Source organism: Paenibacillus sp. AR247, assembly GCF_002968895.1.
GTDB lineage: Bacteria > Bacillota > Bacilli > Paenibacillales > Paenibacillaceae > Paenibacillus_AQ > Paenibacillus_AQ favisporus.
On the sequence record NZ_PCZT01000025.1, the window covers coordinates 207,048 to 222,558 of the forward strand.

At 55.4% G+C, this 15,511-nt stretch carries 14 protein-coding genes and 1 pseudogene; 6 read left to right on the top strand and 9 right to left on the bottom strand.

What is annotated here, in order from left to right; genetic code table 11:
• Nucleotides 1-273 (top strand): secondary thiamine-phosphate synthase enzyme YjbQ (locus CPT76_RS33830; RefSeq protein WP_105446019.1); only part of this gene is annotated, 273 nt, incomplete at its 5' end.
• Between the two features lie 173 nt (nt 274-446).
• Here CPT76_RS33830 and CPT76_RS33835 read toward each other — a convergent pair.
• From CPT76_RS33835 to CPT76_RS33845, 3 genes and pseudogenes are all read right to left on the bottom strand, one after another.
• Nucleotides 447-1,031, bottom strand: coding sequence for a TetR/AcrR family transcriptional regulator (locus CPT76_RS33835; RefSeq protein WP_076173442.1), 585 nt, complete (start codon nt 1,029-1,031; stop codon nt 447-449).
• Nucleotides 1,032-1,036: 5 nt separating this feature from the next.
• Entirely contained in the window at nt 1,037-1,669 is a 633-nt protein-coding gene (locus tag CPT76_RS33840; protein ID WP_105446020.1) for a YigZ family protein, read from the bottom strand.
• Between the two features lie 107 nt (nt 1,670-1,776).
• Nucleotides 1,777-3,133 (bottom strand): annotated as a pseudogene (locus CPT76_RS33845) (glucose-6-phosphate isomerase).
• A 213-nt stretch (nt 3,134-3,346) separates the two neighbouring features.
• Between CPT76_RS33845 and CPT76_RS33850 the strand changes: the two are divergent.
• A complete protein-coding gene (locus CPT76_RS33850; protein WP_105446021.1) occupies nt 3,347-4,246 on the top strand; it encodes an NAD(P)-dependent oxidoreductase in 900 nt (299 codons plus the stop codon).
• Nucleotides 4,247-4,367: 121 nt separating this feature from the next.
• On the opposite strand, the gene ppnP is transcribed toward CPT76_RS33850, so the two are convergent.
• Together ppnP and tkt are read right to left on the bottom strand one after the other, a co-directional pair.
• Nucleotides 4,368-4,685, bottom strand: coding sequence for a pyrimidine/purine nucleoside phosphorylase (gene ppnP, locus CPT76_RS33855; RefSeq protein ID WP_076173446.1), 318 nt, complete (start codon nt 4,683-4,685; stop codon nt 4,368-4,370).
• A 50-nt stretch (nt 4,686-4,735) separates the two neighbouring features.
• Nucleotides 4,736-6,778 carry a transketolase gene (gene tkt / locus CPT76_RS33860; RefSeq protein WP_105446022.1) on the bottom strand — a complete coding sequence of 681 codons (2,043 nt, stop codon included), beginning with the start codon at nt 6,776-6,778 and terminating at the stop codon, nt 4,736-4,738.
• 436 nt (nt 6,779-7,214) lie between these two features.
• Here tkt and CPT76_RS33865 point away from each other — a divergent pair, with 436 nt between their 5' ends.
• From CPT76_RS33865 to CPT76_RS33875, 3 genes are all read left to right on the top strand, one after another.
• Nucleotides 7,215-7,907: a response regulator transcription factor gene (locus CPT76_RS33865; RefSeq protein WP_105446023.1), complete on the top strand. Its 693-nt coding sequence runs from the start codon at nt 7,215-7,217 to the stop codon at nt 7,905-7,907.
• Nucleotides 7,908-8,108: 201 nt separating this feature from the next.
• Nucleotides 8,109-9,029: an ATP-binding cassette domain-containing protein gene (locus CPT76_RS33870; RefSeq protein ID WP_105446024.1), complete on the top strand. Its 921-nt coding sequence runs from the start codon at nt 8,109-8,111 to the stop codon at nt 9,027-9,029.
• Complete coding sequence (locus CPT76_RS33875; RefSeq protein WP_105446025.1) at nt 9,026-9,775, top strand: ABC transporter permease; 750 nt, start codon at nt 9,026-9,028, stop codon at nt 9,773-9,775. Before CPT76_RS33870 ends, CPT76_RS33875 begins: the two co-directional genes overlap by 4 nt.
• 70 nt (nt 9,776-9,845) lie before the next feature.
• On the opposite strand, the gene CPT76_RS41030 is transcribed toward CPT76_RS33875, so the two are convergent.
• Entirely contained in the window at nt 9,846-9,998 is a 153-nt protein-coding gene (locus CPT76_RS41030; protein ID WP_258169056.1) for a hypothetical protein, read from the bottom strand.
• Between the two features lie 10 nt (nt 9,999-10,008).
• Here CPT76_RS41030 and CPT76_RS33880 point away from each other — a divergent pair, with 10 nt between their 5' ends.
• Nucleotides 10,009-10,803 (top strand): sensor histidine kinase, encoded by a 795-nt coding sequence (locus CPT76_RS33880; RefSeq protein WP_258169057.1) that lies wholly within the window; start codon nt 10,009-10,011, stop codon nt 10,801-10,803.
• Between the two features lie 24 nt (nt 10,804-10,827).
• Here the strand turns inward: CPT76_RS33880 and CPT76_RS33885 are convergent, their stop codons facing one another.
• From CPT76_RS33885 to CPT76_RS33895, 3 genes are read right to left on the bottom strand one after another with little or no spacing between them, the layout of a single operon-like run.
• Nucleotides 10,828-13,503, bottom strand: a complete 2,676-nt coding sequence (locus CPT76_RS33885) for a VWA domain-containing protein (protein ID WP_105446026.1) — start codon at nt 13,501-13,503, stop codon at nt 10,828-10,830.
• A complete protein-coding gene (locus CPT76_RS33890; RefSeq protein ID WP_105446027.1) occupies nt 13,487-15,196 on the bottom strand; it encodes a vWA domain-containing protein in 1,710 nt (569 codons plus the stop codon). The genes CPT76_RS33885 and CPT76_RS33890 overlap by 17 nt, the downstream gene beginning before the upstream one ends.
• Nucleotides 15,184-15,492 carry a BatA domain-containing protein gene (locus CPT76_RS33895; protein ID WP_105446028.1) on the bottom strand — a complete coding sequence of 103 codons (309 nt, stop codon included), beginning with the start codon at nt 15,490-15,492 and terminating at the stop codon, nt 15,184-15,186. The genes CPT76_RS33890 and CPT76_RS33895 overlap by 13 nt, the downstream gene beginning before the upstream one ends.
• Between the last annotated feature and the right edge of the window lie 19 nt (nt 15,493-15,511).

Genomic DNA, 15,511 nt, shown 5'->3' on the forward strand with positions numbered 1-15,511 from the left:
ACCGCCGGCATCGCCATTAACGAAAACGCCGATCCGGACGTGAAGCATGATGTGCTGCTGCGTTTGGATGAGGTGTATCCGTGGGAGCATCCAAAATACCGCCACGCCGAAGGCAACACGGCTTCCCATTTGAAGTCGATCACCTGCGGACCTTCGCAGACGGTGATCATTACGGAGGGTGAGCTGCTGCTCGGACGCTGGCAGGGGATTTATTTTTGCGAGTTCGACGGGCCGCGCCGCAGACAATACCATGTAAAAATTATGGAGGGATAAGGAAGCCCGCCGTATCCCCAAAAGGAGGCATGACAAAACAGGTGTCGGGGTGTGAGGCATTTCTGCATGCCCTCCCCTTCACCTTATTTTCTTCAGCTGCGCTCACACTCGCCACAGCATTTATACGTTGGCGCAATACCAATTCACCGTTATAAAGTAAGTACCTAAAAAAATTACCGCAGACTGCGGCAGCATATCTTCACATGCGTGATGGCCGCGGGTTTGATCTCCTCAAAAGTCACGCGATCCTGGATGTAATACGATATGAATCCGTGCATGGACAAAAATAACGTTAACGGCAGATTGCGGCAATGATCAGGGCCGTGCTCCTCCTCGTTCATATAACGGCGCACCATGGAGGCAAACAATTCGAAGCAGCGCCCCTGCTCAGAACGGCAGTAGGACAGCAGTTCTTCGTCCCGGATCATGAACATGATCTCGTACTGATAAGGATGGTCCAGGCCGAAACGGATGAACTCCAGCATGAGCTGTTCCACCTTGGTCAAGTCCTGGGTCGGAGCGACCTTGAGCACCTTATTCAGCTGTACAGCGAGATTGTTGAAATCCTCAACCACGATGGCGTAGAACAATTCTGCCTTTTCCTTGAAATGATAGTATAAGGAACCATGACTGTAACCTAAATGCTGACCAATACTGCGCATAGAAATGGCCCGGTAACCCTTGGTCACAAACAAATGCCTGGCCGCTTCCAGAATCCTCTCCCTCGACAACTCCTGTTCCACTGCTCTTCTTGCCATAGACCTTATTCCCCTTCAATAAAATAAAGCTTTTCGCCCTCCGTAATCAGGGATTGCCCCTGCGTCAAATCCACCATCCACGACATAAACGTCTCCGCTTCACGGTCTTCCGGCAGGCACGTCAGCCGCACCTTATCCGTAAACACCGTTTCCCCCATTCGGACCTCACGGCCCCGGAGCTCGTTCTCGACCTTCCCCAGCCAGGTATAGTCGATTTCTACAAAAATCTCGCGGTGAAGCACGCGTGTGATCGCTTCCCCCGCTTCAATCGCCGCCACAGCACCGTCCGTGTATGCCCGGATCAGTCCTCCCGCCCCCAGCATGATGCCGCCGAAGTACCGGGTCACGACGATCGCCACATTTTTCAACCCTTGATTGCGGATTACCTCGAGAATCGGCTTGCCGGCCGTTCCGCTCGGCTCCCCGTCATCCGACTGCTTCTGGATCTCATCCCTCTCCCCGATCATGTAGGCGGAGCAGTTATGGTTGGCATTCCAGTGCAGCTTCTTGATCTCTTCAATAAAAGCGTTTGCATCATCTTCGCTGTCCACCGGTTTCACATGGCCGATAAAACGGGACTTCTTAATGACAATTTCCTTGGATCCCGCCCCCCGGACGGTTCGATAGCGATCAATCATGTTTATGCCCTTTCTTATTTGCCAAGAAAGCAGTCCCCCGCTGTTGATTAACCGGTGAACTGCTTCCCTAGCTTTGTAAGTCTATTCAAAAGTTGCTGATGTTATTCTTATTCAGACAGTCTTGCTTCCAGCTTCGCTTTTTCTTCCTCATAGCCCGGTTTGCCGAGCAAAGCGAACATGTTCTTCTTATAGGCTTCCACGCCAGGCTGGTCAAACGGATTGACGCCAAGCAGATAGCCGCTGATACCGCACGCCTTTTCAAAGAAGTACACCAGATATCCGAAGGAATACGGAGTCATATCCGGCACGGTTACGATCAGGTTTAGGAACCTGTCCGTCTGTATGTGCCAACATCGTGCCTTGGAAGGCCTTTTTGTTGACGAAATCCATCGTTTTGCCAGCCAGGAAGTTCAGGCCGTCCAAATCGTCCGGATCGCTTTCGATCGTAATTTGCTTCGCTACATTGTCCACCTGGATGACGGTTTCGAAAATGTTGCGGCTGCCTTCCTGAACGAATTGTCCCATGGAGTGCAGATCGGTCGAGAAGTCGACGGATGCCGGATAAATGCCTTTGTAGTCCTTGCCTTCGCTTTCGCCGTACAGCTGTTTCCACCACTCGGATACGAAGTGTAGAGAAGGCTCGTAGTTCACGAGAATCTCGATGGCTTTGCCTTTGCGGTACAGTGCGTTACGCACGGCAGCGTATTGGTAGCTGAGGTTCTCATGTACGTTCGGGTTGCTGAATTCCTTGGAAGCGTCAGCGGCACCCTGCATCATCTCTTCGATGTTGATTCCGGCAGTAGCAATTGGCAGCAGGCCAACCGCAGTCAGTACGGAATATCTTCCGCCGACGTCGTCCGGAATGATAAAGGACTCATAGCCTTCTTCATTCGCGAGCTTCTTGAGGGCTCCTCTTTCCTTGTCGGTTGTTGCATAGATACGCTTGCGGGCTTCTTCCTTGCCGTATTTCTTCTCCAGCTCGGCTTTGAAAATACGGAATGCAATCGCAGGCTCCGTCGTTGTGCCGGACTTGGAAATGACGTTCACGGAGAAGTCCTTGCCTTCGATCAGATCGAGCAAATGCGCCACATAAGTGGAGCTGATGTTGTTGCCGGCGAAATAGATCTCAGGTGTCTTGCGCTTGTCCTTTGGTAATACATTATAGAAGGAATGGGACAGAGCTTCAATCGCCGCGCGTGCGCCGAGGTAAGATCCGCCGATTCCGATGACGATCAGAACGTCAGAATCGCTTTGGATTTTCGCTGCTGCTTTTTGGATACGTGCAAATTCTTCCTTGTCGTATTGGGTAGGTAGATCAATCCATCCCAAGAAGTCAGAACCTACGCCTGTCTTGTTATGAAGCTGCTCGTGAGCGAGTCGGATCGGCTCTGCCAGATAATCCACTTCGTGCTGACCGATAAAGGAGAGCGCCTTACTGTAATCGAAATTTAATTTGGTAGACATATCTAATGTAAACCTCCTAGTTTGGCTTCATCTCTATTCTATTTACGCTCCGAAAAAAACAGCTTTAGAATAGGATACTGTAATTTGACTGCATTTGGCAAGGACAATATGAAGCTTATCCACCCACAATTTCACTTCTCCCCCCATGGATTGTCGCATGGCCTCATGGTAAACTTAATGAATGCTTATATCTCACAGGAAAAGGTGATTCTCATGAAAAAAATAGGCTTCATCGGACTGGGCACCATGGGAGCGCCCATGGCTTCCAATTTGTTAAAACAAGGTTACGAGGTAACCGTCTATAACCGCACGGCTTCCAAGGCCGAAGCGCTTGTCCGGGAAGGCGCGTCCCAAGCCGCCACTCCTGCCGAAGCGGCCTCAGGACAGGATGCGGTCATCACGATGGTCAGCAATGACGATTCCATCCGCGAGGTGTTTTACGGCGAGGACGGCATTCTGAAAACGCTGGCTCAAGGCACCACCGTCATTGACAGCAGCACCATTTCCCCGGGGCTCGTCAAAGAGCTGGCCGCCGAGGTTCACAAGCTCGGAGCCTATTTCCTCGACGCACCGGTTACCGGCAGCAAGCCGGCGGCCATCGACGGCACACTCGTATTTATGGTCGGCGGAGAAGCTTCCGTACTGGAAGCCGCATCCGGCCTGTTTGATACGCTGGGCAAGAAGGTCATCCATATGGGACCAAGCGGCAGCGGTTCTGTTGCCAAGCTTGCCCATAACACGATGGTCGGCATCAACAACCTGGCCTTGGCGGAAGGCTTCGCCATCGCCGCCAAATCCGGCATTCCTGCGGACAGCTTCCTCGAGCTGGTGCAGCTGGGTTCGGCCGGCAGCAAGGCCGCGGACCTGAAAGGCCGGAAGATCATCGACCACGACTTCAGCAACCAGTTCTCCCTTGCGCTGATGCTCAAAGACCTGAAGCTTGCCTCCTCCCTCACCGACGCCACCGGCGTACCGTCCCCGATGCTGAACCTGGCAAAAAGCCTGTTTCAAGCCGGGCAGACGCAGGGCTTCGGAGATGAGGACCTGTCCGCTGTCGTCAAATGCTATGAAGCATGGATCGGACAGACGATCGGCGGCAAGCCGCTGCAATAATGGACAGGCTCCTTCCATATACAGCCATAGGTTGAATGGAACGGCTCCAAATTATGCAGAAAAATGAGTTTACCGGAGAGAAAAGGGTAAGTCCGCCAGATGACGGACTTACCCTTTTTCGTTACTCCGCCGGGTAGGAGCAGCAGTAATCGGTTACGCTGAACACTTCCAGAGCGAATTTGGAATGGGCAGGCACGTGAAACGTGTGTGCTCCCTGAATTTCTTGCCAGGATTCTTCACCGGGAAGAAGGACCTTCAGGTGGCCGGACAGGATCTCCATAATTTCAGGACCGTCCGTCCCAAATTCATACGTGCCCGGAAGCATGATTCCGAGCGTAACCTTGCTACCATCTTCCAGAATGACGGTGCGGCTGGTCACCTGGCCGTCATAATAGACGTTGGCTGCTTTGACGATGGTGGCATTGCTGAACTGCGACATGTGCTCACTGCTCCTTTTGAACTCAAAATATGAATTAAACGGCTATGACCTTACAGCAGCCCTTTGACACGGCTGACTACATTGTCCACCGTAAATCCGTATTCTTCAATGACGCGGTTACCAGGAGCGGATGCGCCAAAGATGGAGATGCCGAGAATGTCGCCTTTGTCGCCGACATAGCGTTCCCAACCGAATGGCGAAGCCATTTCGATGGCAAGACGCGCTTTGACGTCAGGCAGCAGGACGGAATCTTTGTAAGCTTGATCTTGTTTTTCGAACAGATCCCAGCTTGGCATGCTGATGACGCGAACTTCGATGCCCTCTTTGGACAGCGCTTCGGCGGCTTTCACAGCCAGCTGTACTTCGGAACCCGTTGCGATGATTTGCGCTTGAGGTTTGCCGTTCTTCGCGTCAGCTACTACATAAGCACCGCGCTTGATGCCTTCGCGTGCACCCTCAGCCGTAGCGGCCAGGATCGGCAGGTTTTGGCGCGTCAATACGAGCGCTACCGGGTTCTCTTTATTTTCAACGGTGTAAGCCCAGGCAGCCGATGTTTCGTTGGCGTCAGCCGGACGGATCACAGTCAATCCAGGAATGATGCGCAGCGATGCCAGCTGTTCGATCGGTTCATGGGTAGGACCGTCTTCACCAACCGCAATACTGTCATGAGTCAGAACATAAGTGACAGGCAGCTTCATGATCGAAGCCAGACGAACCGCCGGACGCAGGTAGTCGGTAAATACGAAGAACGTACCGCCGAATACTTTCAGTCCGCCATGCAGCGTCATGCCGTTCATCACGGCAGCCATCGCGAATTCGCGTACGCCGAAGTAGATGTTGCGGCCTTCGCGGCTGTCAGGGGTGAAGTTGGCCAGGTTGTTCAGGTGAGTCATCGTGGAGCTTTCCAAGTCGGCGGATCCGCCAAGCAGCTGTGGTACGCCGCCTGTAAGACCGTTCAGGGCGTTACCGGAAGCAACGCGTGTCGATACAGCTTTGTCTTCCACGGAATACTTCGGAAGGTCTTTATCCCATCCTTCAGCAAGGTCGCCGGCAACAGCCTTTTCGAATTGAGCGGCCAGTTCAGGATAAGCTTTCTTGTAAGCTTCGAACTGCTCGTTCCATTCTTTGTTGACTTTCACGCCGTGTTCTTTCACTTTCGCGAAATGAGCGCGAACTTCTTCAGGCACGTAGAAGTCTTCTTCGTATACCCATTTGTAGAATTCTTTGGTCAGCTTGGCTTCTTCCGCACCCAGCGGGGATCCGTGAGTACCGCCATGGCCGCCTTTACCTTGTTTGTTCGGGCTTCCGTAACCGATGACGGTTTTCACTTCGATCAGGGTCGGTTTGCTCGTTTCGGCTTGCGCTTCCGCAATGGCTTTCTCGATGGCCGGAAGATCGTTGCCGTCTTCCACGCGCAGCACTTGCCATCCGTATGCTTCGAAACGCTTTTGTACGTTTTCGGAGAAGGACAGGTTAAGTTTACCGTCGAGGGAAATGTCATTGGAATCGTACAGCATGATCAGCTTGCCGAGCTGTTGATGGCCCGCCAAAGAAGCAGCCTCATGCGAGATACCTTCCATCAGGTCGCCGTCGCCGCAGATCGCGTACGTATAGTGGTCAACCACTTTGTAGTTGTCTTTGTTGTAAGTTGCAGCCAGCTGAGCTTCAGCCATTGCCATACCAACGGCCATAGCCACGCCTTGTCCAAGAGGACCTGTCGTTGCGTCAACGCCAGCTGTGTGACCGAACTCTGGGTGACCTGGAGTCAGGCTTCCCCATTGACGGAATTGTTTCAGTTCTTCCATTGGAAGATCGTATCCGCTCAGGTGAAGCAGGCTGTACAGCAGCATAGAGCCGTGCCCAGCGGAGAGAACAAAACGATCGCGGTTAATCCAGGTCGGATTCTCCGGATTGTGGTTCATCGTCTTTGCGAACAGCTGGTATCCCATTGGTGCAGAGCCCATCGGCATACCCGGATGTCCGGAGTTGGCTTTCTCGATCGCATCGATCGCGAGGGTACGGATCGTCGTAATCGACAGATTATCGATGGTCGCGTTCTCGGCCTTGTCAATCGCTTGATTCTTGTCAGTCATGGTTATCCTCCTCAGTATTTCTGGGAAATTAACATGAAGCGGGCACACTTGAAAGCACGGAAAAACCCGGCGGCTTAGAAGAACATCCGCTTGAATGTTTCATTTTGACTTATTATAACACTTGCCTTTCTTCTTTTCCATAACCTTTATCACCATTCCCCATGAAGAAGGTCATTATGCGGAGCAAAACTGATCGGATGACGGGGCAGCAGATCCCGGTCGAAGCCAAGAGCCGAGCGGGATTGGGCGAAGTCTCGCCTGCCCTCCGTCTGGCAATAGTTTCAAACATTTTTCATGTACTCCTGCGGGTTGACACGTCTTCCATCTATGACCCGCACGGTCCGGTCCTGAAACAGCAAAAACCATTGGAAACAGCCGTTTCTTCGAGTATGATAGTTCGTAACTCAACTGCATGTAACCGAGGTGAAAACGTCAAATGAACGGAAATACGCACATTCTGGTCGTGGAGGACGACAACGACATCAGCGGCCTGCTCTGCAGTATTGTCCACCGCAGCGGATATACCGCACAGCCCGCCTTTTCCGGGACCGAGGCCGTCCTTTATTTGAAGCAGCAGCCATGGGACATGGTCCTTCTGGATTTGATGCTTCCCGGCTTATCCGGCGAGGAAGTACTGAACGAAGCTCGGGAACACGGCGCTCCGCCGGTAATGATCATTTCAGCCAAGGGCGACCAGTCCGGAAAGATCGCCGCCCTCCGCGGCGGTGCCGACGACTATATCACGAAGCCGTTCGACATCGAGGAAGTATCTGCACGCATCGACTCGCATCTTAGACGGGTCCATCGTGCCGCGAACTCCGCCAAGCCGGTCATCTATTCGCATAAAAATTTGCTGCTCGACCCGGAAGCCAAAACCGTCCACGCCGACGGCGAGCCGATTTCCCTGACCGCCCGCGAATTCGATATCCTTCATCTGCTCATGGCATCGCCCAAAAAGGTATTTTCCAAATCCAATCTGTATGAAAGCATCTGGGGCGAGGAGTTTCTCGGGGATGACAATACCGTCAACGTACATATGAGCAATCTGCGCAGCAAACTGGCCAAGGCTTGCCCCGGCGAGGAATGGATCGAAACCGTGTGGGGCATCGGCTACCGGCTGAAGCCGTGAGAAGCTGGTGGAGCTTAGGTCCGCTGCCTTTCAGGGCTGTACAGCCGCATCCTTCAACAACATAGCGTTATCCGCTGCAGTCTTGTACCGGCCGCAGTCGCCTCTTCAGACTTAAGCCTTTCTTAAGAATTGTCTTAAACTTCTCTTACGCTTTCCGGAATACACTGAGCCTATCACTGGAGGGAGGCTGATGAGAAAATCATGAGCGAATATGTTCTTCGCACCACCAATCTCACCAAAACGTTCAAAAACGGCATCGCTTTGGATAAGGTGAATCTCTCGATCAAACGGGGGTCCATTTACGGATTCATTGGGCAAAACGGAGCCGGCAAATCCACGCTCATCCGCATCGCCGCGGGGCTGGCCTTTCCGACGGAAGGCTCGGTGGAGCTGTTCGGATACAGCGGTCCAGCGGAAACAAACGAGGCGCGCAAACGCATCGGATCCATCATTGAAAGCCCGGCGCTGTTCCCGCAAATGACGGCGGAGGAGAACGTCGAAGCCAACCGGCTTCTGCGGGGCATTCCCGGAAAAGATATCGTCAAGCGATCGCTCGAACTGGTGGGCCTGGAAGGAACAGGTCGGAAAAAGGCGAAAAACTTCTCGCTGGGCATGAAGCAGCGTCTGGGATTGGCGATCGCCCTGTTGGGTGATCCGGAGTTTCTCATTCTGGACGAGCCCACCAATGGGCTTGACCCCATGGGCGTCGTCGAAATGCGCGAGCTGCTCAAGCGGCTGAACCAGGAACGGCGGATCACCATCCTGATTTCCAGCCATATTTTAAGCGAGCTGCATCTGCTGGCCACCCATTACGGCATCATTCACCGCGGCGTCCTGCTCGAGGAACTGACGGCCAAGGAACTGCAGGAGAAATGCCGGCAGTTCATTCATATCAAAGTCAACGACCCTGCCGCGGCGGCATCGGTCCTGCAGAACCGTCTGGACACCACGGAATTCGAGGTCATGCCGGACGGGTCCATCCAGCTCTACGATCATTTGGAGCATCCCGGGCGCATATCGACCACACTCGCCGCATCCGGCCTGGAGATCGAGCAGTTTATGCCGAAAGGCGAAGACCTGGAGACGTTTTTCACGAAACGGATCGGAGGTGTGCAGGCATGAGCAACGTCATCAAAGCGGAATGCTTCAAGCTGCGCAAGGACCTCTCGTTCCGGACCCTGCTCCTGTGCATTGCGGCGGCCGCCATCGTATATCCCCTGCTCGTCATCATGGACCATACCGCCGGCGAGCCGGAAGTCACGAGCCTGGAGTTTATGCAAAATGTGCTGGCCGGCAACGCCTATGTACTGAAGTTTTCCGCCGCCCTGCTGGCCGGTTTCTTTATTTCCAGCGAATATTCGACCGGCGTCATGAAATGCATCGCCTCTTCCGGCAACAGCCGGATCCGGCTGTTCGCCGCAAAGCTGCTGGTCTTCACCGTTGGTACGGCCGTGCTTGCGCTCGCCCTGCCTGTGGTAGCAACAGCCGTGATAGTGATCGCTAATGGGGACGCGGGATCGTTACCGCTGCCTTTTGTACTGCGAGCCCTGGGATTTACCGTCCTCTATGCGGCCGGATTTGCCGGCATTGCCGCCTTGTTTTCCACCTTGCTGACCGACAGCGGCAAATCGATCGGATTTTTGTTCATACTCTACCTGCTGATGGATTCCATGCTAGCGGTGGCTGGAAAGTACGTTCCATTTATAGGCACCATTTATGATTACTCCGTATTTAAGCTGGTCAACAACGTGCCGATCCTGGAACGAAGCGGTGGACAGCTCAGCGCCATGGTCGTGGTTCCGGTCGTTTGGTTCCTGATGTTTGGAGCTTTGGGCATTCTGGCCTTCCGGAAGAAGGAGATTAAGTAAGAAGCAACTGGAAGAAGCAACCCCATACAAACAATGAGCTGCAAGGTAGTGAATTTTCGCGGGAAACCATCTAACCCAAGGAGGCGGACAAACGATGCTCTACATCACCATTGTCGTTGTCGGCATAATTGCTCTGCTCGTCGTCCGCCTCCTGCGGATGCGCAGGGAACTTCGGCGGGTAACCGCCCAGTTGAAGAGCTACAACGAAGGCAGATCGGGACAAAAAAACCGATTTGTCCTATTACGAAAAAGATCTTGAATCGCTTGCGGCTGAAATCAACCGTCTGATCGACCGGGTGACCGAGAGCGGCGCCCTGCAGCGCCGAACGGAAAACGAGCTGAAGCAGGCGATCGCCAACATGTCCCATGATATCCGCACGCCGCTGACGTCGATCTTCGGCTATATTCAGCTGCTTGATGCCGAGGACCTCAGTCCCGAAGAAAAGCATGCCTACTTAAGTGTGATCAAACACCGTTCGCAGCGTCTGCAGGCGCTGCTGAACGATTTTTTCGAGCTTTCCGTGATCGAGTCCACCGATTACGAGCTGAAGCCGGCGCGCATCCGTTTCGTCCTGGTGCTGCAGGACGTGATCATGAGCCTGTATGACCAGTTCACCGACTGCAGTATCACCCCATTCCTGGAGTTTCCTGAAGAGGAGATCATCGGGTTCGCGGATGAGTCGGCCGTCAAACGGGTCATCGAAAACCTGCTGCTCAATACGATCAAGCACACGCGCGGCGAAGTCGGCATCGGGCTGAAGCGGCAAAATAACGAGGCGGTGCTGGTCATCCGCAATGATGCCCCGCATCTCGTCGGCACCGATCCCTCCCTGCTGTTTGACCGGTTCTATACAGCCGACCAAACGCGCTCCGGTAAAGGGACCGGCCTCGGCCTGTCCATCGCCCGCAGCCTGATGGAGAAGATGGGCGGCCGGCTGTCCGCCGAGCTGAACGGGGACGTGCTGACGATGACATGCCGCTGGGAGCTTACCACCGGCGGGAATTCGCAGGGAACGTCGATCATCTAAACGAAGATGTTATAAATTGAAAATTCACATATTGTAATTGAAAATCCATATGAAAAAGAACCCCTTGGAATGGCATTCACTGGCGGGCCTCAGCCCTCTGCCTCCAAGGGGTTCTTGGTTTGAGTAAATTTGGCGCGGTCCGCGCTCTAGCGCGAGTTCCGCTTGCGCGCGGCCAGCAGGCGGTCCATCGCTGCGGACCGCTCTTCCTCCGGCTGCGGGCACCAGGGCCGCGGCCAGCAGCGCATAGCTCCAATCATGGAGCTGGCGGCTCGGCTTGGCTTTGGCGGCAAATACCTGCTCCGGATGGTCTATCGACAGCATCCGGCCGCCGGTCAGCTCAGCCAATCGCTGAAGCCCCTGATCCGAATTCCCGTCCGCAATCCGGTATTCCGGAGAGTAAGAGACGACCAGCCCGGTGCCGGGCGCAGCCGGCTTGCCACTGCCATCGAGCAGCGTCATCAGATACGAACCGGACTGGTCCACCGGCAGCTCTCCGGTATAGCTTCCCGGCGCCTCCTGAACGAGATCCACCTTATGCTCCTGCAGGTCATCCCCGGTAATGACGGCCTGCAGTTGATCCGTGCCAGCCGTATCCGATTTGACTTCAAAACGGACCCGGTTCCCCTCGATTCGCGTGCTTACCTCATACGGGGAAGCCGTAAACTGCGGGAAGGTCCACTTTACCATCTGGGTCACGACATTGGAGAAGGCGGGCCAAGCTACCCAGTCCTTCGACCATTTGCCCATCAGGTCGCTCGTCCAGGCGACGGTTCGGCCGGATCCGTACTGCCACCTCGCCAGCAGCGGGTCAGGCTCAGGACTGGTCAACACCGTCTGCGCCCCCTGCTTCGGCGTGGTGGCGACATAGCCGTAAACTTGCGGCACGCCATTTTCGAACAAAGACGTCCAGTCCCCGCCGTTTTGCAGTGCCGGCACAAACGGCTTGTCCACGATGTAGGACTTGGACATCATCGCGGCTTCGCGGCTGAAAATCGACGGTATCGACGAAGCGTCATCCACAAAGTAGTATCGGCCCTTGGCCTCATCTGCCAGCGACTGCAGCAGATTGACGTCCGCGTCCATTCCGACCGCAACCGTGGACATCGTGATTTTGCCGCCCTTCATTTGCTCGATCAAATCGCTGTATCCGCCGTTTCCGGCCGACTGTCCGTCGGTCATCAGAATGATATGCTTCCGCTGGGCCTTGACCTTCAGCATTTCCTCCACGGCGGACGCCGCGGCCGGGTAAATATCGGTCCCGCCATCGCTTTGGATGGACTGAATCTGCGAAATGACGTCTTCCTTGCCGTTCGCCAAGGGCTGAGGGGTCACGACCCACCACGGCTGGGAATCAAAGGCGAGCACGCCGACCGTATCCTTGGATCTCAGCATCTCCACCGTACGGATCGCCGCTTCCTTGGCGAGCTCCATTTTGTCCCCGCTCATACTGCCCGAACGGTCAATGACCAGGATCAGACCGAGGGACGGGATCTCCCGCTTGCCCTCCAGCTCCATGGAGACGGGGAGCAGCTTTTCGATCGGCGTCTTGAAATAGCCGCCCATGCCGTAACTGTCCTCGCCACCGGCCATCATAAACCCGACCCCGTAGGTGCGGACCGCCTGTTCGATCATGGCCATCCGCCGCTCGCCCACCTGGTCGCCGGATACGTTGTTAAAAATAATAGAATCATACGCTGCATATTTCGACGGCTCCAGCGGCAGAACACTCGGATCGATCCGCTCATACTGAACCAGGCCCGATGAGAGGGCCGACGCAAGATTGGCCGCGTTTCCCTTCTCGCCTTCCACGATCAGCACCTTGGGCGGACCTTCCACCCGGGTAAAGGCATATCCCGCATTGTTGGCCGACTGGCGGTCGCCGTCCATGAAAATTTCGGCACGGTAGCGGTGAAGCCCCGTTTTTTTCGCCAGCCCCTTCACGGCATACCGGTTGTCTCCCGGGGTCACGTCCACCGACTCGCGGCCGATCTCGGCGTTGTCTTCATACAGCCGGAGCTCACCCTTGCCTTTATAAGTGCTCCGCACCAGCACTTCAATATAATAGGACTCTGCTTGGTAGAGCTTCTCCGGGACTTTGACTTCCTCCACGGAGACGTCCTGCTGTTCGGACGAAGGCATCTCCAGCACGTCAACCGGGATGCCCTGGTCCTTCAACAGCCGTCCGGCCGACAGCATGCTGCCGACATTCTCCTCCCCGTCGGTGATCAGGACGATCCGGGAATCCGAGCGGCTGTCCAGCATGCTCCCGGAGAGCGTCATGCCGGCTTCCAGATTCGTGTATTCCCGCTTCAGGTCCGCATTCAGCCGAAGGGAGCCCGGGAGCTCATGGGTCTCTTTTTGCTCAACAGCCGCGTCCAGACCTGTGGATACCACCGCGATGGTGTCCTTCGCTTCCTTGCCTTTGGCCGATTGTCCAATAAACGCTTCGGCGCTTTCCGTGTCCGTCATGCTCATCGAGCGGTCAACGACATATACGACCTTCTTTTGGTGCAATACAGTATAAGATTGCAATCCGGACAGCATCAGCACGAGCAGCAGCAGGATCACGGAACGGATGGCGATCGCCCAGGTCTTGCGGCGGCCGGCCAGGCGAAAGTCCGATTTGTACGCATACACCATCAGAAGCGCCAGCGGAAGGAGCAAGAGCAGCAGCCAAGGGTGATTAAATTGAACGCCCACGCTGGTACACCCCCCATTCGGTCACGATCATCAGCAGTACGACGGCGGCGGCCAACCACATGAGCGAGTAGCGGCTTTGACCGATTTTCCCATCCGTTCCCGGATTCCCTGCCTGTTCTCCGGCACCTGCCTCAGCCCTGCCTGTATCGTCTTGGCCCGATTTCAAAACAACCGGTTTAGAGGAGGCAAAGGTCCCCTCAAAAGGATCGGCAGCCGCCTCCACCAGATAGCTGGTGGTGTTCCCCTGACTGTTTCGCTCTTCAAAAGCATACAATCCGGGTACTTGCGGCGCCGTCTGCAGGGAGGATATCGCCCGCTCCCGTTTTTGCACCTCCGGAACCGGCGCTCCCGCACCAGGCACCCCGGTATGCTGCACCTTCCATTCCGCTTGCTCCGTATCCGCTGCGATCGGCACCTCCATGCCCGATCCGGCTGTTACCCTGCCGAGGCCCATACCTTCGCCTTCGTTCAGCCAAGAAACCGCGTTATGGACGAGGATCGGAAATTCCGCCGATAGCGGCAGATCCGTGTCCTGCAGCCGGAACAGAAACGACAGCCGCGGATGTCCCGCTTCCTTGCCTGCATATATTGCCGGCGTACCACCGATCGTCACCAGCGGCTCGGCCCAGGCCGGCAGCGGTTCCTTGTGCAGCTCGCCCACATAGAGGCCTTTCAGCGTGATGTACCGGTTCACCGGATGATCGGATACTTTAGGCTCCTGACCGTTCACCTTGACTTCCGGACCGCTGCCGCCGATCGACCACAGCGGGGTCTCTTCAAGCAGCTGCTTCCAGGAACCTTCCTTCGTAAAAGCAGGCGCCTGCCCGTCCACAACGATCAAATCCGGCGGATCCTTGGGAACCTGTGGAACAGACGCAGTGTTCCCTGAATCCGCCGTTTTCGCGGAATTGCTGGATGCCGTCTCTTCCGTTGTCATCCGGGTCACCTGCGCTCCGGTCAGCTGCAGCGCCTTTACCAGAAACAGATTGCCCGGCGTCAGCAGCAGAATGCTCGGCTCCCGGCTGCTTTTCCCAAAAGCGTAAGCTGCGTTGTCCGCGGCATATCCGTCATCGCCATCCAGCTCAATCCGGTACACGTCAGCCGGCGGCAGAGACTGCAGAACCAGTGTGGCGCTGTGCCGGGCAAGATCGGCCGATTCGGTACGCAGCAGCTTGTTGTCCCCATAAATACGTATATCGACCGGCGCATCCCATGTCCCGCTCGAGCCGAGCACGGCCACCGCATCATTACCTTCCTTGCCCTGCTGAATGCCAAACTGCTGGATGCCGGCATTTTTCACCGGACCGTTTCCAACCAGGACTGTGTGTGCAGGAACTTCAAACGTCACCTGGTCGCTGGGGCCCTTCCATTCGCCGTCCGTAAAAAGAACAACCTCCGCGTTCTGCTCCTCCCGTGTAAGCGCAGAGGCCAGCGACAGCGTCTCATTATACGCCGCCTGACCGTAGTAAGGCGTGAGACCGTCGATCGCATCCTGAATGCGCTTCGCATCCTTTTCCCGGGAAATGATCACGTCGGGTTCGGATTTCATGCTGAGCAGGGTCACCTCGCTGCCGCGGGCATGCTTCTTCACGTACTGCTTCATCTCGGATTTCATTCGTTCGATCCGCGTCTCCTGCGGGTCCTGGGAAGACTGTTCTGCATTGCCGGCTGGCGGCGCCGCTATTGCACCCATGCTCCCCGATGTATCGGCAACGAAGACGATATGCCCTCCGCTATTTCCGGATACCCACAGATAAGGCTGCAGCAGGGCAAAACGAGCAGCGCGGCGGCAAGCAGCTGCAGCCACAGCAGCAGACGATTTTGCAGCTTCTGCCACGGGCGGTTGGCTTCAATATTTTTCAGCACCCGGTCCCACAGCAGGTGGCTGGGCACGGTGGTGTCTATAAACTTGCGTTTGAGCAAATACATCAGCAGAATCGCCGGTATGCTGAGTGCAAACCACAGCCCTGCCCATGAACCGATTCCCACAATGCTTCCCCCTTTCTCT